This window comes from Enterococcus sp. FDAARGOS_375, assembly GCF_002393265.1.
Lineage (GTDB): Bacteria > Bacillota > Bacilli > Lactobacillales > Enterococcaceae > Enterococcus_D > Enterococcus_D innesii.
Genome location: NZ_CP023515.1, coordinates 1,542,538 through 1,565,000, shown reverse-complemented (window position 1 = coordinate 1,565,000; position 22,463 = coordinate 1,542,538). Strand labels below are relative to the sequence as shown.

18 protein-coding genes are annotated in these 22,463 nt (G+C 46.3%); 6 read left to right on the top strand and 12 right to left on the bottom strand.

From position 1 onward, the window contains the following. Positions 1-268: 268 nt before the first annotated feature. A complete protein-coding gene (locus tag CO692_RS08525) occupies positions 269-1,078 on the bottom strand; it encodes an aldo/keto reductase family protein (RefSeq protein WP_096742035.1) in 810 nt (269 codons plus the stop codon). 172 nt (positions 1,079-1,250) lie between these two features. Between CO692_RS08525 and CO692_RS08520 the strand changes: the two genes are divergently transcribed. Then, positions 1,251-1,643 (top strand): YbaN family protein, encoded by a 393-nt coding sequence (locus CO692_RS08520; RefSeq protein ID WP_005226569.1) that lies wholly within the window; start codon positions 1,251-1,253, stop codon positions 1,641-1,643. Between the two features lie 82 nt (positions 1,644-1,725). Here CO692_RS08520 and ppdK read toward each other — a convergent pair whose 3' ends face one another. Beyond that, positions 1,726-4,359 (bottom strand): pyruvate, phosphate dikinase, encoded by a 2,634-nt coding sequence (gene ppdK, locus CO692_RS08515; protein WP_096742034.1) that lies wholly within the window; start codon positions 4,357-4,359, stop codon positions 1,726-1,728. Between the two features lie 190 nt (positions 4,360-4,549). On the opposite strand from ppdK, the gene CO692_RS08510 reads away from it, so the two are divergent. The 3 genes from CO692_RS08510 to CO692_RS08500 are packed head-to-tail and all read left to right on the top strand — an operon-like array spanning position 4,550 to position 7,877. Then, positions 4,550-5,185, top strand: coding sequence for a helix-turn-helix transcriptional regulator (locus CO692_RS08510; protein ID WP_077453152.1), 636 nt, complete (start codon positions 4,550-4,552; stop codon positions 5,183-5,185). Between the two features lie 12 nt (positions 5,186-5,197). Further along, positions 5,198-6,016, top strand: coding sequence for a pyruvate, water dikinase regulatory protein (locus CO692_RS08505; RefSeq protein WP_005226564.1), 819 nt, complete (start codon positions 5,198-5,200; stop codon positions 6,014-6,016). Next, entirely contained in the window at positions 6,006-7,877 is a 1,872-nt protein-coding gene (locus tag CO692_RS08500; protein WP_096742033.1) for a fructose-1,6-bisphosphatase, read from the top strand. The genes CO692_RS08505 and CO692_RS08500 overlap by 11 nt, the downstream gene beginning before the upstream one ends. A 33-nt stretch (positions 7,878-7,910) precedes the next feature. On the opposite strand, the gene CO692_RS08495 is transcribed toward CO692_RS08500, so the two are convergent. The 7 genes from CO692_RS08495 to CO692_RS08460 form a co-directional block, all read right to left on the bottom strand. Next, positions 7,911-8,324: a phosphate-starvation-inducible PsiE family protein gene (locus CO692_RS08495; RefSeq protein WP_005232820.1), complete on the bottom strand. Its 414-nt coding sequence runs from the start codon at positions 8,322-8,324 to the stop codon at positions 7,911-7,913. Positions 8,325-8,625: 301 nt separating this feature from the next. Beyond that, positions 8,626-9,192, bottom strand: coding sequence for a hypothetical protein (locus CO692_RS08490; RefSeq protein ID WP_015508723.1), 567 nt, complete (start codon positions 9,190-9,192; stop codon positions 8,626-8,628). Between the two features lie 268 nt (positions 9,193-9,460). Further along, the gene (locus CO692_RS08480) at positions 9,461-9,964 is read right to left on the bottom strand and encodes a general stress protein (RefSeq protein ID WP_005226556.1); all 504 of its coding nucleotides are present in this window, start codon (positions 9,962-9,964) and stop codon (positions 9,461-9,463) included. A gap of 241 nt (positions 9,965-10,205) precedes the next feature. Next, entirely contained in the window at positions 10,206-12,314 is a 2,109-nt protein-coding gene (locus CO692_RS08475; RefSeq protein WP_096742032.1) for an SH3 domain-containing protein, read from the bottom strand. Positions 12,315-12,536: 222 nt separating this feature from the next. Next, a complete protein-coding gene (locus tag CO692_RS08470) occupies positions 12,537-13,766 on the bottom strand; it encodes an OFA family MFS transporter (RefSeq protein ID WP_096742031.1) in 1,230 nt (409 codons plus the stop codon). Positions 13,767-13,856: 90 nt separating this feature from the next. Continuing rightward, on the bottom strand, positions 13,857-16,283 hold the full coding sequence (locus tag CO692_RS08465) for a flavocytochrome c (RefSeq protein ID WP_096742030.1): 2,427 nt from the start codon (positions 16,281-16,283) through the stop codon (positions 13,857-13,859). Between the two features lie 18 nt (positions 16,284-16,301). Then, positions 16,302-16,907, bottom strand: coding sequence for an NADPH-dependent FMN reductase (locus CO692_RS08460; protein WP_008376652.1), 606 nt, complete (start codon positions 16,905-16,907; stop codon positions 16,302-16,304). A 263-nt stretch (positions 16,908-17,170) separates the two neighbouring features. On the opposite strand from CO692_RS08460, the gene CO692_RS08455 reads away from it, so the two are divergent. Beyond that, a complete protein-coding gene (locus CO692_RS08455) occupies positions 17,171-18,085 on the top strand; it encodes a LysR family transcriptional regulator (RefSeq protein WP_096742029.1) in 915 nt (304 codons plus the stop codon). 63 nt (positions 18,086-18,148) lie between these two features. Here the strand turns inward: CO692_RS08455 and CO692_RS08450 are convergent, their stop codons facing one another. The 3 genes from CO692_RS08450 to CO692_RS08440 form a co-directional block, all read right to left on the bottom strand. After that, on the bottom strand, positions 18,149-19,090 hold the full coding sequence (locus tag CO692_RS08450; protein ID WP_096742028.1) for an FAD:protein FMN transferase: 942 nt from the start codon (positions 19,088-19,090) through the stop codon (positions 18,149-18,151). Between the two features lie 135 nt (positions 19,091-19,225). Then, positions 19,226-20,434 (bottom strand): NAD(P)/FAD-dependent oxidoreductase, encoded by a 1,209-nt coding sequence (locus tag CO692_RS08445; RefSeq protein WP_096742027.1) that lies wholly within the window; start codon positions 20,432-20,434, stop codon positions 19,226-19,228. A 31-nt stretch (positions 20,435-20,465) separates the two neighbouring features. Further along, positions 20,466-21,368, bottom strand: coding sequence for a prenyltransferase (locus CO692_RS08440; protein ID WP_096742026.1), 903 nt, complete (start codon positions 21,366-21,368; stop codon positions 20,466-20,468). 93 nt (positions 21,369-21,461) lie between these two features. On the opposite strand from CO692_RS08440, the gene CO692_RS08435 reads away from it, so the two are divergent. Beyond that, positions 21,462-22,442 carry a polyprenyl synthetase family protein gene (locus CO692_RS08435; RefSeq protein WP_005226544.1) on the top strand — a complete coding sequence of 327 codons (981 nt, stop codon included), beginning with the start codon at positions 21,462-21,464 and terminating at the stop codon, positions 22,440-22,442. The last annotated feature ends 21 nt before the right edge of the window (positions 22,443-22,463 follow it).

Sequence of the window (22,463 nt, the reverse complement as noted above, 5' to 3'; positions counted from 1 at the left end):
ATTTCCAATTTCACACGATCCAATGAAGACTCGTCCGTAGACGACCCTTAGTAAGGATAATCGGTTATTTCTTTGAATGATTAAGAGGGTTCATTGGCAGAAACGGCTGCAAGCGCATTTTCTTTTTTGCTAAGGCTTACGGTTGCTGATCTAACGAATAGAAAAGCTCCTCAGTCATGAAGGAGCGTTGCGACTGCATAAAAATAGCCAGCACGGAAGTTTCCGCACTGGCTGTAGGGGCCCCTTTAATGGGACTGCTTTTTATTGCCTATAATTCTTTGATGACGGCTTTTTCTTCCGCAGTCAAAGCGAAATCAAAGAGCGCTAAATTTTCGGCTTGATGTTTTTCTGAATGGGATTTCGGAATCACGATCACCCCACGCTCGATTTGGTAACGCAAGACCACTTGGCTCCAGGTTTTTTGATACGCTTCACCGATTTGGGTCAAGGTTTCCCGTGCCGCTTCTGAAATCCGTGAAAGTGGCCCCCAGGCTTCTGGAACTACCTGATTGGCTAAGGAATAGGCGATGATCGCATCGTTCCACTTGCCTGGATGCGATTCGATTTGATTGACCGCTGGTTTGATCCGACTGTTTGCCAATAAATAGCTAAGTTCTTCTTCTTGGAAATTGGACACCCCGATCGCTTTTAAGACTCCTTTATCGACATAAGCCTCAAGAACCGCCCAGACAGCTGCGATCTCTGCCAAGTTGTCCCACGGATGATGGATCAAATAAAGATCGATCGATTCCGTCTGCAAGGCTGCTAAACTCGCTTCGACAGACGCTTTCACGGCAGCTGCATCTTGCGTATGCTCTGGTTTGCCAGGAATCTTAGAAGTCAGGAAAAATTCGCTGCGGTCGATCCTGCTTTCCTTGATGGCTTTGCCTACCACGGCTTCGTTGCGGTAAGAAATCGCTGTATCAAAATGCCGATACCCAAGCTTGATGGCAGTCAACAGCTCTGTCGTATCATCATTGATCGCACCTTGGTATTCTCGGTTTTCTTTCCCAAATGTATTCGTCCCACTGCCGATCACTGGAATCTGAATGCCGGTATTCAATTCAATCGTTTCCATGCTGCTTCCCCCTTTGTGTTGTTTCTAGTCTATCAAAAAAGCAGGAGTATGGGGAAGAAAAACTCTTATTGCCGCTAAAAAACGGGGAAAAACACAAAACGCATGTTCAAGCTGCCCCTCCTCCGTTATACTGAGGGTAAGACACGAAACACCCAAATAAGGAGGGTTACTTTTGAAAAAAACACTATTTTTTCTTTGTGGATCACTGACATTCGGTCTAGGTACTTTAGGAATCTTTTTACCTTTCTTACCCACAACGGTCTTTTACTTGCTGACGGCTTATTTCTGGCTGCGGAGTTCCGATACCTATTATCAACGCTTGGTTCAATCAGAAAATTATCAAAAATACATTGAAAAACCACTCGTACAAAAACAGCTGAGCACCAAGGGAATGGTTCGGATGTTTGCCATGATGCTGGTAGTCTTTGCCATTCCTGCACTATTGATCCCCAATCTGCTGGTACGTTTCGTCCTCGCTGCCATCTACCTCGCCCATGTCATTGGGATCACTTGGTATTTAAAAGGACGCAAACCCGCGATTCAAAAAACGGATCAGCCCCTGTAAGAACGACGCTGCACGAACACACCGTAATCCACCAAGCAGGCGAGCCTTGCTAGTGGACTGCGGTGTATTTTTTTCTCCTATTTTAGCGGGAGCCCACTGACGCCTCTTCGATGATGGGGGCGGATTGGGCGATCGCTAACCAGGCAGCAGGGATTCGGTATGGGGAGCAAGAAACATAGTCGATGCCGATCTCTCGCAAAAATGCAATGGAATAGGGATCGCTGCCGACTTCGCCACAAACACCGATCGAGTGCTCTGGCTGACGATCTCTTACGCCAGTGATCGCTTGGCGCATCAACGTGCCAACACCCGCCTGATCTAAGTGCTGGTAAGGATCTTCTTGTAAGATCCCCGACTGCAAATAGGCTTGAATAAAGCTGCCTGCATCATCCCGCGAAAAGCCAAAGGTCATTTGGGTCAAGTCATTGGTACCAAAACTAAAGAACGCAGCATCTTCAGCACACTCCCCAGCGATCAAGCACGCTCTAGGTGTCTCGATCATCATGCCGATCTCGATGTGCAATGGTTGCTGCAGGGTTGCTTCTGCTTGAGCGATCACCTGCGTCAACGTCGCTTTCAACACCTGCAGCTCTGCGGGCAAACTGATCAGGGGCAATAAGATCGCCGCCTCTACCTCGACTCCTTGCTGCCGCAATTCCACAGCCGCTTCACAAATCGCCGCTGTTTGCATTTCATAAATTTCTGGATAGCTCAGTCCTAAACGGCTGCCGCGATGCCCCATCATGGGATTGACCTCTTGCAGCTCGTCAATTCGCCGCTCGATCACTGCCAATGATTTTTGACTACGGCGAGCCATTTCAAGGCGTTCATGCTCATGGGGCAAAAATTCATGAAGTGGTGGATCTAATAAACGAATCGTGCACTTCTTTCCTTGCGCGGCCTGCAGCATTTCTTGGAAATCGGCTTTTTGATAAGCCTTGATCTCAGCCAACGCCTTCAATCGTTCCTCCTTCGTTTCTGCCAAAATGACTTCCCGCATTTTCCACAAACGCTCTTCCCCAAAAAACATATGCTCCGTCCGTGCCAGACCGATGCCCGCTGCCCCAAAGGCCAGCGCAGCCTCAATGTCATTTTTTGTTTCCGCATTTGCGTAAACCTTTAGATCTGCCTGGGCTTGTGCCCACGTCAAAAGCTGATCCAGCAAGACCCGCTCCTGGACACTGGTCATAGGCAGCTGCCCTTGATACAGTTTGCCAGTGCTGCCGTCTACCGAAAGCACGTCACCTTCTTCAATCAGCAGCTCGCCGCAGCGAGCCTGCTTCAAAAATACATCGACACTTAATGCCTCGCACCCTACCACACAGCAGACCCCCAGACCACGGGCGACCACCGCTGCATGCGAAGTCATCCCCCCACGAGCGGTAATGATCGCTTCACTCACCACCATGCCTTCAATATCTTCAGGTGAGGTTTCCTGCCGCAGCAACAGGACTTTTTCTCCTGCGCGGCTGGCTTTTTCCGCCGCCTCTGCAGTGAAATAGACATGTCCTGAAGCTGCTCCTGGACTAGCCGGCAAGCCCTGCGCAAAGGCTTTGGCTTGCTGTAAGGCTTCGGGGGCAAATAACGGGTGCAGCAATTGATCGATCATTTCTGGTGTGATGCGATCTAGTGCTTGCCTGATAGTGATCCGACCTTCTGCGACCATATCCGTTGCGATTTGCGCTGCGGCAACGGCGGTTCGTTTGCCGTTTCTCGTTTGCAAGACAAACAGCTGGCCGTCATCGATGGTAAACTCAATGTCTTGCATGTCTTGATAGTGATCCTCCAAACGCTCAGCCAGTTGCTTTAATTCCTGATAGATCATGGGATGCTGCTGTGCCAACGCTTGGATCGGTTGCGGTGTACGAATCCCTGCAACCACATCTTCCCCTTGGGCACACACTAAAAATTCGCCGAAAAGTCCCGGTTCCCCGGTTGCTGGATTGCGGGTGAAGGCGACACCCGTCCCGCTATTTATCCCGCTGTTACCAAAAACCATTTCTTGAATCGTTACGGCAGTCCCTAGATCGTCAGGGATGCGATGGAGAGATCGGTAGGTCTTTGCCCGTGGGTTGTTCCATGAGCGAAAAACCGCCGTGATGGCTGCCAACAATTGCTGAAACGGGTCTTGCGGAAACGCTTCTTGAGTATGTTCCATATAAATACTTTGAAACACGCGGCAGATCATTTGCCAATCATTGCCGGTCATCATTTGGTCTGACGCATAATTCTGCTGTTTCTTATAATCTGTCAAGTAGGCTTCAAAGTGCTCTTTTGCTACACCTTTCACCACATCCCCATACATCTGGATCAAGCGGCGGTAACAATCATAAGCAAAAACGGGGTCCCCCGTCTGCTGAGCCAAGCCTTGGACGGTTTCATCATTCAACCCAAGGTTTAAGATCGTATCCATCATCCCTGGCATGGAAAACTTAGCCCCACTGCGGACAGAAACCAACAACGGCGACTGCAGTCCGCCAAATGTTTTGTTCCTGCGGACTGCCAATTCTTCGATGGCAGCTTTGACTTGCTTGATGATCGCCTCAGGAAGAACCTGTTCTTCTAAATAGGTCAGGCAAATAGTCGCAGGGACGATAAATCCCTGGGGAACAGGCAAACCCAAATTGGTCATCTCCGCAAGATTTGCCCCTTTCCCGCCTAATAGTGCTTTTTGCTCTTTTGTGCCTTCTGAAAACCATACGACTGCTTTTTCCATCATGTTCCTCCTTTTAAATGTTATATACTATTTCGATTAATTAGCAGTATATAGTATGACACATTTAATCGTCAAGCTGAAAAAAGAAAACTTTTAAGGGATTTATCCTTTTTAAAAGAGAAGGATTGCCTTTTTATTCGGAAAATCATATAATCAATAGCATAGCACATAAAAGAAAGAAGGTGACACATTGGAATTAAGCCAAAGACAAATGAAAATCATTGAGATCGTCAAAGAGCATCAGCCGATCAGTGGGGAGACCATTGCGAAGCAGTTGGGCTTGAGCCGCGCAACCTTGCGGAATGACTTATCGATTTTGACCATGACCGGTTTATTAGACGCCCGACCGAAAGTCGGCTATTTCTATACAGGACAAACCGTTGAGCCTTTGCTTTTCGAAAAACTCTATCATACCAAAGTTGCAGAAGTCATGATCCCGCCGTTGCTGATCTCACAAACGGTCTCCGTTTATGAAGCGGTCACGACTTTGTTTATGTACGATGTCGGTTCCCTCTATGTCAAAAATGACCAAGACGAGCTGATTGGGGTCCTCTCCCGCAAAGACCTACTGCGCTTTGCGATCAGCAATGCCGCACCAGAAAAAACACCTGTAGCGATGATCATGACTCGCATGCCAAACATCGTGACCATCACACCGGCAGAAACGATCTTGACGGCTGGTACGTTGTTAGGACGACATGAAGTCGATACCTTGCCTGTGGTCGATCCGCAGGAACCAAAAAAAGTCATCGGCAAAATCACGAAGACACGGCTGATGAATTACTTTATTCAAGCAGGCAATGACAGTGACAACACACACTTTTAGGGGGCAAAAACAATGAAGAACGTTCGAATATATTTGATTTCAGATTCCGTAGGCGAAACGGCACAAAAGCTGATCGCCGCCGTTTCCGCGCAGTTTCCCACGATCGACCTTTCAGATATCCAGCTCTTTCCCTTTACTAATGATGAAGAGAGCTTAGGCGAGATCCTCAAAGATGCCTTGCTAGACAAATCGATCGTCGTTACCACCTTAGTTAATAAAGAATTAGTCGCTTTTGTTGATGCCTTTGCCAAACGGACTGGTTTGCAGTATGTCGATTTTATGTCGCCTTTGACCACGATGCTAGAAAAAACATTCGGTGTAGAAGCCGTCCAAGAGCCTGGTGCCTTGCATCGCTTGAACCAAGCATATTTCAGCCGGGTGGCAGCGATGGAATTTGCCGTAAAATACGACGACGGCAAAGACCCACGGGGATTTCTCGATGCTGACTTTGTCCTCTTAGGGGTTTCGCGAACCTCAAAAACCCCATTGAGCCTATACATGGCAAATCGTGGCTACAAAGTGGCGAATCTGCCTTTGATTCCTGAAGTCGCTTTGCCAGCCGAAGTGCACCAAGTAGACCCACGGAAAATGGTCGGTTTGACTACGAATCCAGAATCCCTGACCGAGATTCGGCGGTCCCGGATGCATTCATTGGGTTTGAAAGAAGAGACCCATTACACCAATTGTGAACGAATCGAAGCAGAATTAGCTTACGCGAATGAATGGTTCAAAAAGCTGAACATTCCGGTGATCGATGTCAGCAAACGCTCCATTGAAGAAAGCGCGATGCTGATTGAAGAACAAGCCAAAGAACAGGCCCATGTTCAATAAAGACGCCTTGGCAAACCTGACCGAGATCATCAACTTGGAAGCCATCCAGCAGCTGCCGAAAGCCACCGAGCACTTTGTCAGCGATCTGCATGGCGAGTACGATGCCTTTGACCATATTTTGCGGAATGGTTCTGGCAGTATCCGAGAAAAAGTCGAGATTTTGTTTACTGGCGTCTTGACGAAAGAAGAACAGACCGAACTTTGTTTTGTCATTTATTATCCAGAGGAGCTATTACAAGAACAGGCATGGACCCCTGCCGATTGGCGCTTGAAGATGGCACAGCTAGTGAAAGTTGCCCGCTTTACTTCCAGTAAATACACACGCTCCAAGGTACGCAAAGCATTGCCGACTTCTTTTGCTTACATCTTAGAAGAACTGTTGTACCAATATGATGCCGACTTCAATAAAGAAGCTTACTATCAGGCGATTTTTGATAAGATCATTGAATTAGAGGCAGCTCCGCTTTTTTGCCAAGAACTGGCGTACTTGATTCAGCGCTTCGTAGTGGATCATCTCCATGTCTTAGGCGATATCTATGATCGAGGACCGGCGCCAGACAAAATCGTCGATCGCTTGATGACTTTGCCTTCACTGGATATTCAGCTAGGCAACCATGATATCTTGTGGATCGGTAGCTTTTGCGGCTCGCTGCCCTGTTTGGCCAATACGATTCGCATCGCTGCTCGCTACGGCAATCTGGCATTATTACAAGATGGTTATGGGATCGATCTATCAAAAGCACTGGCTTTTAGCCAAAAATATTACACAGAAAATGCCGGCTTTTATCCGCAAAAAACAGTGGACCCTTTATCAAGCCAGCAAAAAAAAGCAGCCATGCTTTTGCAACAGGCGTTTGCCATCATCCAATTCAAAGTCGAAGCAGCCGTGATCCAGCGGCGGCCAGCATTTGCGATGGCAGAGCGCTGCTTGTTGCATCGCTTGTCTCAAGATCGGCAACAAATCCAGCTAGACCAGACCTATCCTTTGATCAACGGCTGTTTTCAACTAGTAGATCCCGATGATCCTTACCGTTTGACAGCCGAAGAACATGAGGTACTGCAAGATTTGCTGAGCCAATTTCAACGCTCGCCCCGCTTAGCTGCGCATATGCGCTTTTTAGTTGAGCATGGCACCTTGTACCAGCGCTTCAACGACAACCTGCTGTATCACGGCTGCCTGCCTTGTCAGGAAAACGGCGATTTCCTGGCCTTTACTTTCCAGCAGCAGCCCTTAGCAGGCAAAGCGTTGATGGACTTTTTTCAGCAATGTTTGCAGGAAAGCTTTGCCCAACCAGAAAAGCAAACAGACCTTGCCACCGATATGATCTGGTATCTTTGGTGCGGCGAAGGCTCTTCCCTCTTCGGCAAAAAAGCCATGAAAACCTTTGAGCGCTACTTTATACCAGATCGCAACACCCATACGGAACAAAAAAATGCCTATTATTCTTTAAGGGAAAACGAAGACTTCTGCTGCCGTGTCCTAGCTGCCTTCGGTCTGCCGCCGACAGGTCACATCATCAATGGCCATACCCCTGTCAAAGTGCGTAAAGGTGAGACGCCCATCAAGGCAAATGGTCGTTTATTGGTAATTGATGGCGGACTTTCCCGCTCCTACCAATCCGTCACAGGCATTGCCGGTTACACGCTGTTGTCAAATTCCTTTGGTATGACCTTAGCAGCCCATCAACCCTTTACAGATCGCCAGCAAGCTATCCAGCAGCGGCGTGACATCGTCACTCAGAAAAAAATCGTCGTGCGGCAAACGGAAAGAACCACGGTAGGCCAAACAGATATCGGCAAGCGGCTACAGCAAGAAAGCCTCGTGCTTTTTGAAGAATTAAAAAATCATCCGATCCCTTGACGAGTCATTCGTCAACCAATCGGATGATTTTTTTTACAGTCCTTTGGAACTATGAAAGGCTTTGAGTTTTTCCAACGCCTGCAGCACAATGATCAAGACCAAGATCGCTAAGGCTAAAAAGAGCGTTTCTAACCCTTTTCCCTGCGCTAAAAGCAACTCCCTTAAAATCGCTGTGATACTGATCAAAATCAAGTAGCGCACCGGAATATGGTGACCTTCTTTTACGTAACGCAATAACATCAAAATAATTTCCAGTAAAATAAACAATGTTGCGATCTCTTCGATCAATAAAGAAAGATCGCTAACTTCATGCAGTGGGATCACATGGACAACGATTTTATAGATCGCTTCCGCCATCACCACCAAAACCAACAGAACCAACAGTCCTAACATAATATCAACCACAACACTAATCAGTTTTTCGAAGTGCTTAAAATACTTTCCCATAACACCCCTCCTCGCACTTATTATAGCGAAACTACTCAGAATCACTTTATGATATGCTTGCAAGTGCAGCTTTTTTTAGGAAGGAAGGAAATAAACACGCAGGACTGAGGGTAGTCGCTTTTTTCACTAGTCAAAAGGGATAGCTGCTTTCTGCGACTTTACGGAAACACAGCCACGAAAAAGCCTATTTATAGCAATGGCCGGGCGTGACCTCCTTCACACAAGCAAATAAAAAAGCTAGGCATAAAGCCTAGCTGAAATGGTGCCTTTGGATTGGACTGGTTTTCCTTATAAACTGGGATCAGTTGACCCCTTCGACTGTTAGATCAACGTTTTCACTCGTATCTTCCGCAGCTTCGTCATCGCTATTGGAGGTTTCCGAAGACGGTTCAGTCGTTTCACTGCTGGAGCTGCTTGTTGTAGTACTGGTCGAACTCGTAGACGAAGAGCTTGAAGAACTGCTGCTAGCGCTACTGCTGGAGGTATCGCTGGTGGTGGTTGATCCGCCACTGGGCGCGGTACTCGAACTGCTTTCGCTACTTGCAGAAGTACTGACGCTAGGCTCTGTCTCTACTTCGCTTACAGAAACAGACGTGCCTTCATTTGTCGACGCTTCGATCGAGCGACTAGTCGTTGAAGACGGTGTATACGAACTAACACTGGCTTCATAAAAAATCTGACTGGAATCAGAGGTTTCTTCGATACTGCTGCTTGCGGTCTGGTAAGGTGGCTCGGAGGAACTACTGGAAGAATCTCGAACAAAGGGCGCGGCAACAAAGGCATTGGCATCTTGATTGATCGCCACACTCAAAAAAACCGCAACAAAACAACTGACTAATGCCGACTGCATATTGAACTTGAATTTCATCGCACTCCCCATCCTTTCCCAAAAATATGGTTGGACCTTCCGTCAATGATCTATCTCATTCTTATATTATACAAAAAAAAGCAATCGTCAACAAATTAAGTTTTATTTTCAAAGATGACAAAGACATGAATGCCCGTTGCGCAACAAAAAAAGCCCGAGGGCGACGGTCGATCACCTGCGGGCCCATCCCTTTACTAAGGGTTGGCAGGTGCGACGGATGCTCGTTCCTCTGGCTTTAATAGTTCCTTTACTTAAGAAATTCTTTTACTTATAAGTTTCGCAGATGATTCGGGTCATGGATCGGTGCTTCAATATCACTGTCTCCCATGCGCGGTGTTGGATGAACGGACTCATCGGGCATCGCTGTTTCACCTGGTAACGGTTGATCGATGATTGGCTCAGTATCTGCATCACGATCCGTTATTTTGTCCATCGGCTGATAATCGTAGACGCCGACAACGAGTTTGTCTCGTTCGATGTCATCTCGGTAGCCGTATAATGGATCATGTTCATCGTCTCTGTGATCTGAATCGCCAAAAGAAAACGCATCTTTGATTTTTTCCCAAAGCGAACGATCTTCGTCTTCACTAGCAGCATGCTCCACTTCCACATCATCGATGGATTCTAACCCAAATTGATCGATGACTGTTTGATTCGCATACAGCACGATATCGTCTTTGCCATAGCCTTCGTTTGTCAATTGCTCAATAACCGGTAATACTTCTGTTCGAGTGTCGTAACTGCCAATAATCGTTAGGTTTCTGTTGTGCATGTGAAATCCTCCTTATTTTGTGTACGCTTCGATTGTTCTGGTTCTGAAGCAATTCTTTTAAAACTAGCAATTTCTATTGCTTCTTTCATTCTAACGCAGGGTTCTATGATTGACCAAATAGTTTGATTGCGCTTACGAAAAACAAGTAGTTTCTTGATAAACCGCTAGCAGCTTAGTGAACGCTTGATCCAGCATAAAAAAAACGCGTGAGCCAATGGCTTGCACGCGGTTTTTTTGCTTGTTACTTGGAAACGATCAGTTTTTGTCCGACAAAGATCGTATAGCTGCTGTTGATGTTGTTCCATGATGCGAGTTGACTGATACTGGTGTTGTATTTTTGTGCCAGTGACCATAAGCTGTCACCTGATTTCACCGTATGCGTCTTCGTTGAACTACTGCTGCTGGTATTCGTATTAGAAGCCCCACTGCTAGCAGCTGTTAAGTAGGCACCGCTGACCCAACCTTTGCCAGAAACATAATACCATTTGTTCGTGCCATTGACGGTCGTCCCGGTTTTTGTTGCGGTAACTGTGACGGTTGCCCCTTTACTTAAAGAACCAGTAATACTGCTGCTGGTAGAAGCATCGGAACGAACATTTAAAATCTCGGTGGTTTTCATTTTTTGATTTGTGGTTGTTGAACCGTTATTATTGGAAGAGCTGCTGGTTGTTGTCAAGTAGGCACCACTGACCCAACCTTTGCCAGAAACGTAGTACCACGTTTTATTGCCTTCCACTGAAGTGCCGTTCTTTTTCGCTGTCACGGTAACGGTTACCCCTTGACCAAGCGTTGTCACGACACGGCTGCTAGTAGAAGCATCGGAGCGAACATTCAATGCGGCCGTCGTTTTCATTTGTTGATTGATGCTTGAACCATTGTCTTCTTTTTCCGATTCAGAAGCATTATTGTTGGTCACTTCAGTAAGGTAGGCGCCGCTGACCCAACCTTTGCCAGAGACATAGTACCAATTTTTATTGCCGTTGACTGATGTACCGGTTTTCATAGAAGTGGCAGTAAAGGTCGTGCCTTTGCTAAGTGATCCTACCACTGATCCGCTAGTGGACGCGCTAGAACGAATATTCATCGCTTCCGTCGTCTTCATTTGCTTATTGATCGTCGTACCAGAATTGCTATTGTCAGAACCGGTATTGCCTGATCCGCTATTGTTATTTGAAGAATCGGTCGAAACTTTCGTCAAATACGCGCCGCTAACCCAACCTTTGCCAGAAATCTTATACCACGTGGTGTTGCCATTGACGCTGGTGCCGGTTTTGGTCGCCGTTGCCGTAAACGTTGTATTAGCTGCTAACGAACCAGTAATAGAGGCACTGGTGGAAGCATCGGAACGAATATTCATAGAGGCCGTGGTTTTCATCTGCTGATTGATCGCTGTTTCATCACTGACGATCGTTTCATTGCTATTGCCGCCGCCTGCATTTGAGCTGCCAGTGTCATATTGCGTTAAATTATACGTACTGATCAAATTGTTTAATTTGCTGGCATAAGAAGTATCGGTTGCATACCGCCCTTGCAGCCAAGCGGTCGCTTGCGTGTAAGAGGTCGTATTGCTTTTCCACGCACCGCTGTAATAGTAGTTGCCGCTAGAAAAACTCGTGTTGCGCAACACATACGCATTGTCTTCAAAAGACTCTTTTAATGATGGGTATTTCCGAAACTTGGCGCTGATCAAATAATAATTGCCTGAACCATCATCTTCATACGTATCCATTGTCACGTATTGGCCATTATAGCTACCTTTGATCCCAAACATATTGTTGGCCGTGGTCGTCAAAGTTGATGCGCCCCAACCAGATTCCAAAATCGCTTGTGCCATCATAACAGAGGCATACAGATCGTTTGCTGCCGCCACTTCCGTTGCATAGCCGCAAATCTGACTGATAAAGGCAGCCGGATCGATCGTTGCCCGTGAAAATAATGCCCGACTAGTCAAATCAGAAAGGGCTGATGGTACTTCATCTGCTTCCAAGACTTCATCACTAGCGACTGTTGTGCTTTCTGTCGTCGCTGTTTCTGATCCCTCAGTAACTGCTTCCGTCCCTGACTCCTCCGTCGTTTCCGAGGTTTCTTCGGTCACAACAGGTGCTGGCGTCGATTCTGTGGTTTCCTCAACTGGCGTGCTGTCGGTTTCAGGTGTACTGCTGATTGTTGTTTGTTCAACAACTTTAGGGTCGTTGCTGGTTTCTGTCGTTGCCGTTTCAGCCGCATGCCCTAAGGTCGGGATAAACGTTGATCCCGCTACTAAAGTAGTAGCCATCGTAATACTTTTTTGGGTATATTGCGTGCGCTTCAAGCGCTTTTCTAAGCGGCGTCGTTCTTTACGAATTGTCATTTAATCCCTCCGTCGTATTAGCCTTTTTTTATTGTAACACGATTTATTAAAAAATGGGGGGTTAAGATGAAAAAACAGTGAAATCAACGAGATAAGTTCTTGCTATGAAACAGTTTTCTCTTTTGCTTCATCTGCCAATCCTCTGTTTTAAAAAAAAGAAAAAAGAGTGGTTTTGGCACCAAAAAAGCAGCCTTTATCAAAAAGACTGCTTTGGTTGAATTGTTATTTAATAACAGGTGCGGGCTTTTGGGCCTTTTTTAGCATCGCATAGCCTATGTTGAGAACAAGCCCAAAAACCGCCAAGAAAATTGCCGTATAGAAGGCTTTTGTATAATCTCCTTGGTTACTTTCTGCGATTGCTGCTGCCACTCTAGGACCAAAGAATGCCGCCGTAGAATAACCAACAAAGACGATTCCATAGTTGACCCCTTGATTGATCGGTCCGTAATTTTCCATAACGATCGATGGGAAAACCCCCATCACGCCCCCGAAGCACAGTCCTAAACCGATGATCCCGACAGTGAAGATCACAGTTGTTTGACCAAGCGTCAATAGGAATAAGGACAATGCCACCACGCCATAGATGATCATCAACGTATTCGTCCGACCAATTTTATCAGAAACGGTGCCCCAAAGGACACGACCAAAACAGTTGCTCAATGAGTACAAGCTGACATAAAAAGCAGCGGCAGCCGCCGTCAAACCAAACATACTTTGCCCGATCACTGAGGCGTTAGAAGCAATCATCAAACCTGAAAAAGCCCCTACCCCTAACATAACAATAATCAAGTAAAAAGTTGGTGTCTTCAGCATGTCCAGCCAATTCAGATTGATTTGAGGACCATTTTTTCCTTGATTCGCTGGTTGCCAACCCGCTGGACGGTAATTTTCTGGTGCTTTACGAATAAATAGACTAGCCACCAAGACGATCACGATATAGGCAATTCCTAAAATCCGAAAGGCTGCTAAGACATCTTGTGATTCGATCAAACGATTCGCAATTGGTGCGGCAATAATCGCTGCTCCACCCATGCCTGCTGTGATCAAGCCCGAAGCCAGTCCCCGTTTATCCGGGAATAGCCGAATCGTATTGCTTAAACAAGCCGAATAGGCAAAGCCTTGCCCTAAACCAGCAAAAACTCCATAAGTCAGGTACAGCATGGCGGGTGAGTTGACCAAACCCGTCAGGAAGAAGCCCGCTCCGAACAACACGCCTCCACCAGCGATGACCCACCTAGCAGCTCCTCGGTCTGTCAGCAAACCACCCAAAATCATGGTAATCGGGCCAACTGCGGCATTGATGGTAAAGGCTAGCATGATCTCTTCCATGGACCAACCTTTTAATTGACTAAGAGGTCCTGCAAAAACACTAAAGGCGTAAACAGCGCCCGTACACAATAATACAGCGGTCGAAGCGATCAGAATCAGCCAACGATTGATTTTTGTTTCCATTTTTTCTCTCCTTTGTTTTAAGCATGTTACTTTATTCACATATTATTTCAAAAGCTAGCGCGCGTGACGAGTCACAACGCGCAAGGCTTTTTATTCGAGATGTTCTGCGACTGCTGTCTTTCCAGCAATCCGGCCAAAAGTAAAGATGTCTGTCAACGAGTTGCCGCCTAAGCGATTGCCGGCATGGATCCCCCCAGCAACTTCCCCTGCTGCATACAGCCCTTCAATGATTTGATCTTCCTTCGTCAACACGTGGGTTTGCGGGTCGATCTTCAATCCCCCCATCGTGTGGTGAACCGCTGGTTTTCTTGGTGTGGCATAGAAAGGCGCTTTTTCCACTTTCAAGTCGAAAACATCTTTGCCAAACTCTGGGTCTTTCCCAGCATCCACATAGCTGTTGTATTTCGCAACGGTGGCCTCTAAGACGGCTGGATCAACATTGATCTGCTCTGCCAGGCCAGCCAAGGTCTCACTGCGGAACAGCGTACCAGCAGCTACTTGCTTATCGATTTTTTCTTGGCTCGTGTTATAAGCGGTTTTCTTGATCTCTTCATCCGCGATCAAATAGAACAATCCGCCATTATCGATCGCCGCTTGGGTCAATACATCGCGGCTTTCGTACTCATTGACAAAGCGCTCACCCTTTTGATTGACCATCACAAAGTTAGCTGGTGGCACTTGCAGCCCACTGAATAAAGCCCCTGTGTTTGGATCAGATACGGGCATCATTTGCGAAAAGCCCATGCCAACAAGGTCCGCGCCAGCACTTTCCCCTAGCTTGATCCCGTCACCAGTAATCGCTGGTGAATTTGACGTTTTGATATCGTCTTCGATCTCTGTCCAATAGGTATTGTATTGTTTCAACATTTTCGTGTTCGCTCCGAACCCGCCGGAAGCCAAAATCACTGCTTTGGCATGGATCGTGACTTTTTGACCGTTACGGCCTTCCCCGATGATTCCAGTAACCTTGCCATCTTCGATCAATAATTCTTTGACAGGCGTATCGGTTAAGATCGTTCCCCCATGTTCTTTCACGAATTGATGCAAAGCAGAGACAAAGGCATACCCTTCGTTTTTGACTGGTTTATGCCCTCGGCGCCATTTCGCTCCTACTGGCATATCGACATTGTTCATATCAAATTCTACGCCGATTTCTTCTAGCCATTTCACTGAGGCCAATGCTTGATCCGTCAAGATTTTCACTAGCTCGTACTTCCCATAGATCGGTTGCCCATTCAAATCTTTGCGTTTTCCGCCTAGATAAGTTTGGATTCGATGCCACAAAGCAGAATCAAACAAGTATTCTTTTTCTGGCGTCGTTTCTGAAAGATACGCAGTGATTTGTGCCTTCAAAGCTTTGAAGTCTGGCAAGTATTCTGCATCGATGTCTTGTTCATCGATCGTCAGCACTTCTTCTAAAGCACTGCGTTCGCCAGGCAATGCGGAGAAGCCGTTTTGCCATTTTGGATCCGCAGCATTCATCGGTCCTCCAGTACGTACGGTATTGCCGCCGATCGCTGGGAATTTTTCTACTAAGATCACGTCTTTATTGGCTTGCAGCACACTGGCAGCTGCACTCAGACCCGCGCCGCCACCACCTACGACAACGACATCGGTGGTATACGTTTCATCTTCTGTTTGCAAAGCACTGGCGGCTTTTGGACGTTTGCGCAAGACATCTGGGTTCGCACCAGCCATTTTCACAGCTTTTGCTACCCCATCGACGACACCGTTACTCGTAACGGAAGCACCAGAGATCGCATCGACATTCAAGGTTTGCCCTTCAATAATTTCTTGAGGGATCCGTACGAAAACGACATCAGCGATCCCTTCGGATTCACCAGACGTATCGATATCGATGGCTTCGATCCGTTCTTCGCTCAATTTGACGACCATTGGTAGATCCCCGTTATGTCCTGGTGCTGTGACGGTGTATTCGCCAGGCTCATAAACGACTTCTTCTGGTACGTTCAACAAATTAGCGACTTCCGTAAACCGAACGAACTTGCGGAAACAGCTTTCCAAAAAGTCGATCGTTCGTTGATCTTTTAAATTGCCTTGTTCATCAAAGGCTTGATGCGCACGTCCCAACAAGAACTCATTTCCTGGCATAACTGTTGCATTGACACCCGGTGCATCAAGGATTTGGCGCAAATGCAGCTGTGCTCGCGAGGAGCCTTGTACATCGTAGGATGCACCGACGATCATCACCGGTTTGCCATCAAAGGGATGGAGATTGAAGGAGAGCCATTCCAAGACGCTTTTCAATGCGGAAGGAATCGAATGGTTATGCTCTGGTGTCGCAATGATCACCCCATCGGCTGCTAAAATCTTGCTATTTAACCGTTGAATCACTTCACTATTGGTTTGATCTTGTGTTTCATTGAACATTGGGACATCCTTGATTTCCAGCAGTTCAATTTCTGCTAGGGCAGCAAATTCCCGCTGCATAAACGCCACTAATTGGCGATTGGTCGATTTTTTGGCGTTCGTTCCGATTAGGCCGACAAATTTCATGACTAGTTCCTCTCTTTCTTATGCTTGTTCCCACGAAAATTTCTTTGCACGTTCTTTAGCCGTTGAATATTCACTGACCAGACGGTTCGTGATTTCGACAAACAAGACAAATTCATTGAAACAATCTTCTAGTTCGGCAACTTTTTCGTTATCGATCAAGTTTCCTTGTTCATCGAAGGCTTGCATGGAATGCCCTAACAAAAATTCCGCACTCGGCATGATTCGGGCTTTGACTTCAGGAGCATCTAAAATCTGACGCAAGTGGGCTTGGGCTCTCGAAGAACCTAGTGCACCAAGAGAAGCACCCGTGATCATCACTGGTTTATCGATCAAAGGGCGCGTCGTATAAGAAAGCCATTCAATCATGCTTTTTAACACCGCTGGGATCGAGTGATCGTATTCTGGTGTACTGATGATCACCCCATCCGCTGCTTCGATCTTCTCTGACAAGGCTTGGACTGCCGCTGGTGCCGTCCGATCTTCTGGTTCATTAAATGCTGGCAGATCACTGATTTCGCAAAGTTCGATCTCCGCTTGGTCACTAAAATGGCTTTGAATAAATTGCAGTAAGCGACGGTTGGTCGAACGCGTCGAGTTGGTTCCTACGATTCCAATCAATTTCATTATCATCTCTCCTAATTGTGAATAATTTAACATTTAACCATAAATAAAAAGTTTTTGACCATTGGCTTTGATTTCTTTTTTCAATCGTTTCTCAAGTTGGTTTTTACGAACTACTGAGATGAAAGGCTTCTTCCTAAACAAAAAAATCTTCCCCAAGTACCCATTTAGTGTACGACTGAATTCTTCATTTGTGAAATATTTATTTAATTATTCATCGATAACAAATTTGTTATAATGAAAAAAATGATTAGGAGGACCACGCAATGGTACTTAAAGATTCCCATCTGATGTTGCAATACCTTGATACCTTGTTAAAGCATAGCAACTACACCAAAGCCGCCAAAGATCTCTACATTTCACAGCCTTACTTGACGCAAACCGTGAAACGTGCCGAACAAGAGCTGGGAACGCCCATCATCAATCGGCTGCCGGGACATTTTCAACTGACGGAAGCTGGTAAAATCTATTATCAATATCTGGAAACCTTGGAAACAGAGTCTGCCAAATTGAAAAGTCGGCTGTCTTGGTATACCGCGACCGAGAAGCGTTCTTTGCGCTTAGGCATCTTGCCGAGCCTTGGCTCTTACCTGCTGCCGCTCTTTTTGCCTGCGTATTATGAACACTACCCCAACGTGCACTTTTTCTTGCGGGAAGACCTGCCCAAGCACAATGAAAGACGCCTGCTGAATGGGCAGCTGGACTTTTTTATCGGACAAAATCCTGAGACGATCGCACCGAATCTAACAGTCCACAGTACCAATCAAGAACGGTATCTAGCGATCATTCCGCCTTGTTCTCCCCTGTATCAACCAAAGAAGCGGTATTTAGCACCTGATTCATTGGCTGTCAAAGACTTGCTGCAAAGTCCGTTGATTTTGACCGCCAGCGGCTCGGCGATTCGGCGCCAAATCGATCAATTGCTGCAAAAATACAAAGTAGAGGCGATCGTTCTCATAGAAAGCAGCAATATTTATACAGCAGCGGCATTGGCAGAAAACAACCTTGGGATTGCGATCGTACCAGAAAGCGTGCTACAAGCTGCTACTGCGACCACTTTTAATCTTTATCCAATGCCAGAGGAACTCTTGTCCCTCACCTATTTTATTGCCCATCAAGCCGAACGGGCATTGTCAAACAGCGAAGCCGCCTTGATCGAGACCTTTTTGCAACACGTCTAGCTTTCCTTTTTTACCAAAAACAAGCAGCGATCACCTATATTCCTAGGTAGTCGCTGCTTGTTTTCATTCTGCTGTTGGCGTTTCGATCAAACGTGCTAATTCTTGCGGATAGATCAATTCACCTTGTTTGGTAATGACTAATCCAGTAATCCCTTCTAACGGCGCCAGCTCCTGTAAGATGGCTTGTGGCTCTTTGCCGAATAAGCGGGTCGTCCAAATCTCTCCATCAACCGATCTGTCGGAGAGAATCGTGACACTGGCAATGGCTGACTCTAACGGATAGCCCGTTTCTCGATCAAAAATATGATGATAGGTCTTGCCCGCTACCTGATAGGTTCGTTCATAGATCCCTGATGTAACAACTGATTGATTGCGCACCTTCAATGCGGCGACAAAATTCCCTCTCGGTAAGAAAGGGTTTTGGATCCCGATCCGCCAATAGCCATCAGCATGGCTCGGGGCATCGCCGTAAGTCATCACATTGCCTCCAAGATCGATCAAAGCGGCTGCGACACCAACCTGTTTGAAATACGTCATCAACAAATCAGCAAAATATCCTTTTGCCACAGCCCCTAGATCAAGCTTCATGCCGGCAGCTAACCCGACGGTTTGCAACGCTTCATCCAAAACGATTTTGGCAGGATCAGTCTTTGGCAGCAGCTCCGCGATTTTCTCAGGCGTTGGTAGATGGGCATCTTGGAACCCGATCCGCCATTCCTGCACTAAAGGACCGATGGCAATATTTAAGTAGCTATCTTTTGGCAAGCTATGGGTTTTCCCTAGTGCGATCAATTCAAACAATTCCGGTGCGGTGGCGATCGCTCCTTGTCCTTCCTGCTGATTGATCTGCATCAACTCAGACGTCGGGTCATTGGCACTAAATCGCTGTTCAAAGGCCGCAGCTCTTTGAGCAGCTTCCTCTAAGATCACTTCTGGGGTTTCATGCTGCACCCAAATCGTGATCACCGTTCCCATTCCCTGTAACACTCGTTGGCCTTCTGGCATTGTCCTTGCTCCTTTGTCCTCTTCTTTTGGCTATCATAGCAGTTTCTGGGAGAAAAAAGTAGTCTGCGGGATGCCGCCACTGCTTTTTTTGAAAAAAACTGCGAGGTCTCCCTCGCAGTCTGCTGTTTCTATTGCTCAATGATAAAAGTCGAAGCGGCCTTTCGCCAATACTTCTTTGACCCCACCAGTTTGGTACAAGGAACGGTCCATAATGGCTTTTTTCACCACGGAAGCGGGATAGCCTTTGATGCCCATTTTCCCTACTAAGCCAAAGGCATGGGTATTGCCGATCGACGCCACTGAACCTAATGATTCAAAGTGGAAATCTGCTGGTTTTTCCCCGTTCATTTGACGTAAGATATTTTTACCCGCATGCTGCCCCATCTTCAAAGCGATTTGAGCCGTTGTTGGATACGGGCGATTGGTCGCTGGGTCCATGACTGCTGAAACATCACCGACAACATAGACGTTACTATGATCAGGGTCTGTTAGGTCTTGATTGACCATCACACGACCCCGACGAGCAGAAAAGTCTGATTCAGCCATCACATGGCTGCCGCTAACGCCTGTGGTCCAAACGATGGTTTTGGCTGATAATTCTGCTGTTGCTCCTGTATCGGCATCATCTTGATAGACAACGACACCTGGTTTGATTGCTTTGATGGGTTTACCAGTCAGGAAGTTTACGCCCCATTTAACGAGATTTTTGATCCCGTAATCCGATAGTTTTTCATCAAACATCGGTAATAAACGAGTCACTGCTTCGACACAATACAGTTTGATGTCTTCTGGCTTGACGCCTGCTGCTTTCGCAAAGGTTTTACGGTTTTCCACCAATGAACCTAGCAATTCGATTCCGGTAAAACCAGCACCGCAGACAACGATTTTTAGGTAGTCAGGATTTTGTGTTTCTTTGTATGCCTTCATTTGTTTCAACAAATGATGATAGATGTTTTCTGCGGAGTCGACATCCACCATTTCCAACGCATGCTCCTCGACACCAGGGATCCCAAATGATTCTGATTCAAAGCCTAACGCCACGATCAAATAATCATACGTGCACGTGGATTGATCTTTAAAAACGATCACTTGCTGGTTACGATCGATCGACGCCACTTCCTTTTGAACAAAGCTCGTCTTTTGGGGACGAACGACATCATTGATGGGATAGCAAATGCGGTCTCTTGGTTGCGTACCAGCCGCAACTTCATGAAGATCGGTTGCCTCATAATGATAATCGTTTTTGTCGATCAATGTGATGTGAAACGCTTCTTTTGCTCCTTGCAGTACGTGCAATGCTCGCAATCCAGCATAACCTGCTCCTAAAATGACAACTTCCTTCATGTTTCCTTACTTCCTTTCTTTGCTGTAAAAATTATAAAATCAAACCAATCGCAAAACTCAGCACTTGTACGCATGCTCCGACCGCAAGGATCCGAACGGCACAAATGAAGGTCTCTCTTTTGATTTGTTTTTGCATAAATCGTTTTGTCTGTTGCCAGACAAAGGGCGCCGCGAAAAAGGTCAGAACCAGTGACCAAGGCGCAATGTTGAGGGCAACTGAGGCAATGATCGCAACAAACGCCAAGACGTTCATCGCGATAAATAATTTCAACGCACGGGCTTTACCAAGGTAATGCACCAGCGTATAGCGCTCATTTTTTTCATCCTCTTCCAAATCACAAATATTATTTGCCAGCATCAAGTTGGCAATCCATAATGTGTTGGGTAATGAGATCAAGAAAATACTACCAATCGTGGCAATGTTCCATTCAAAGGTTTGATAGGCATTGAGATAGACACAGATCAATGAGATCATAAAGCCCATCGTAAAGCCGGAAAAGAACTCGCCTAAAGGCAAACTAGAAAGCGGCCGTGGACCAGAGGAATAAAAGATCCCGACTAGGTAACAATACAGCCCCATCCAAAAGAGCGGCCAGCCAACTACCATTGCCAAGGCGATCCCCATAGCGGCGGAAATGATGATCATGGAGACCATCAACCAAAAAACCAATTTGACAGACAACTGTTCCCGACCAATGATATTGGTTTTTTCTTTGTAATCATGCCCTTCTGTGGCATGATGGTAATCGTTGTAGTTATCTAAAATATCCACCGCCATATTGAAAATCAGCATGGCAATGAAATACAATAAGACATAGCCAAGATGAATCGTTTGATAATTGTACCAGCTGTAGCAGACACCAATGAAAAATGGCAAAATACTGGCGGTTTTTGCTTTAAATTCGACAAGTTCTAAAAATACAGGTAGCGTCACAACTTCACCTCCTTTAGTGAGTGCATTAAACTAGTCAATCACGCCCCTTTACGCTAGAATAAGGGCTGAATGACTGTTAGAAAGGGTTATACTATGTTTGACTTTTGGATCGATTATCCGACGATCGAACAACGATTGAAAACCGTATGTTCCATCATTGAAGAACACGTTACTGTTCGTAACAAAGAGATACAAGATGTTTTGATCGACTTTACTTATTCAGGTGGAAAAATGCTGCGGCCAGCGCTCTTTTTTTTGTTTGCTGACTTAGGTGATCCCCATTATAAAAAAACCGACCAATTAACAAAAATTGCTGCTTCTCTAGAAATTTTACACATGGCCACTTTGATCCATGACGACATTATTGACGATTCGCCGCTGCGGCGTAGTCAAGTCACTGTTCAAGCCAAATATGGCAAGGATATCGCGGTCTACACGGGTGATCTTTTGTTCACCCAATTTTTTGAGCTTTTGATCGAAAGCATGAATGGCTCCCCGTTTTTAAAAACCAACGCACAAGCCATGAAACGGCTCCTTTTAGGTGAACTTGATCAAATGCACACTCGCTACAACATCCATGAATCGATTGACGACTATCTGCAAAGCATTAACGGCAAAACCGCTGAACTGTTTTGGCTCGCTTGTCTCGAAGGCGCTCATTTTGGCGGCCTCGATACAGAAAACCAAGAACGGGCGGGTGAGATCGGTCGCAACATCGGGATCGCCTTTCAAGTATTCGACGATATTCTCGACTACACCTCTGATAGCGGCACCTTGAAAAAACCGATTCTAGAAGATTTGGCGCAAGGGGTCTATACCTTACCGCTGCTATTTGCCAAAGAACAGGCACCTGCAGCATTCGCTCCTTATTTGAATAAAAAAGCAGCACTCTCCTTGGCAGAAGCCCAAGAAGTTGCGGATCTTGTCGTCCGTTACGGTGGTGTCGAAAAAGCGCGTGCTTTCGCGGTCACCTACACGCAAAAAGCCTTAGACGACATCGATCTACTGCCAGAAGCACCTAGCAAAGCCAAAATTCGTTCATTAACTGAACTGCTCTTGCAGCGCAATTACTGAGCCATACAGCAATGAGAAGAA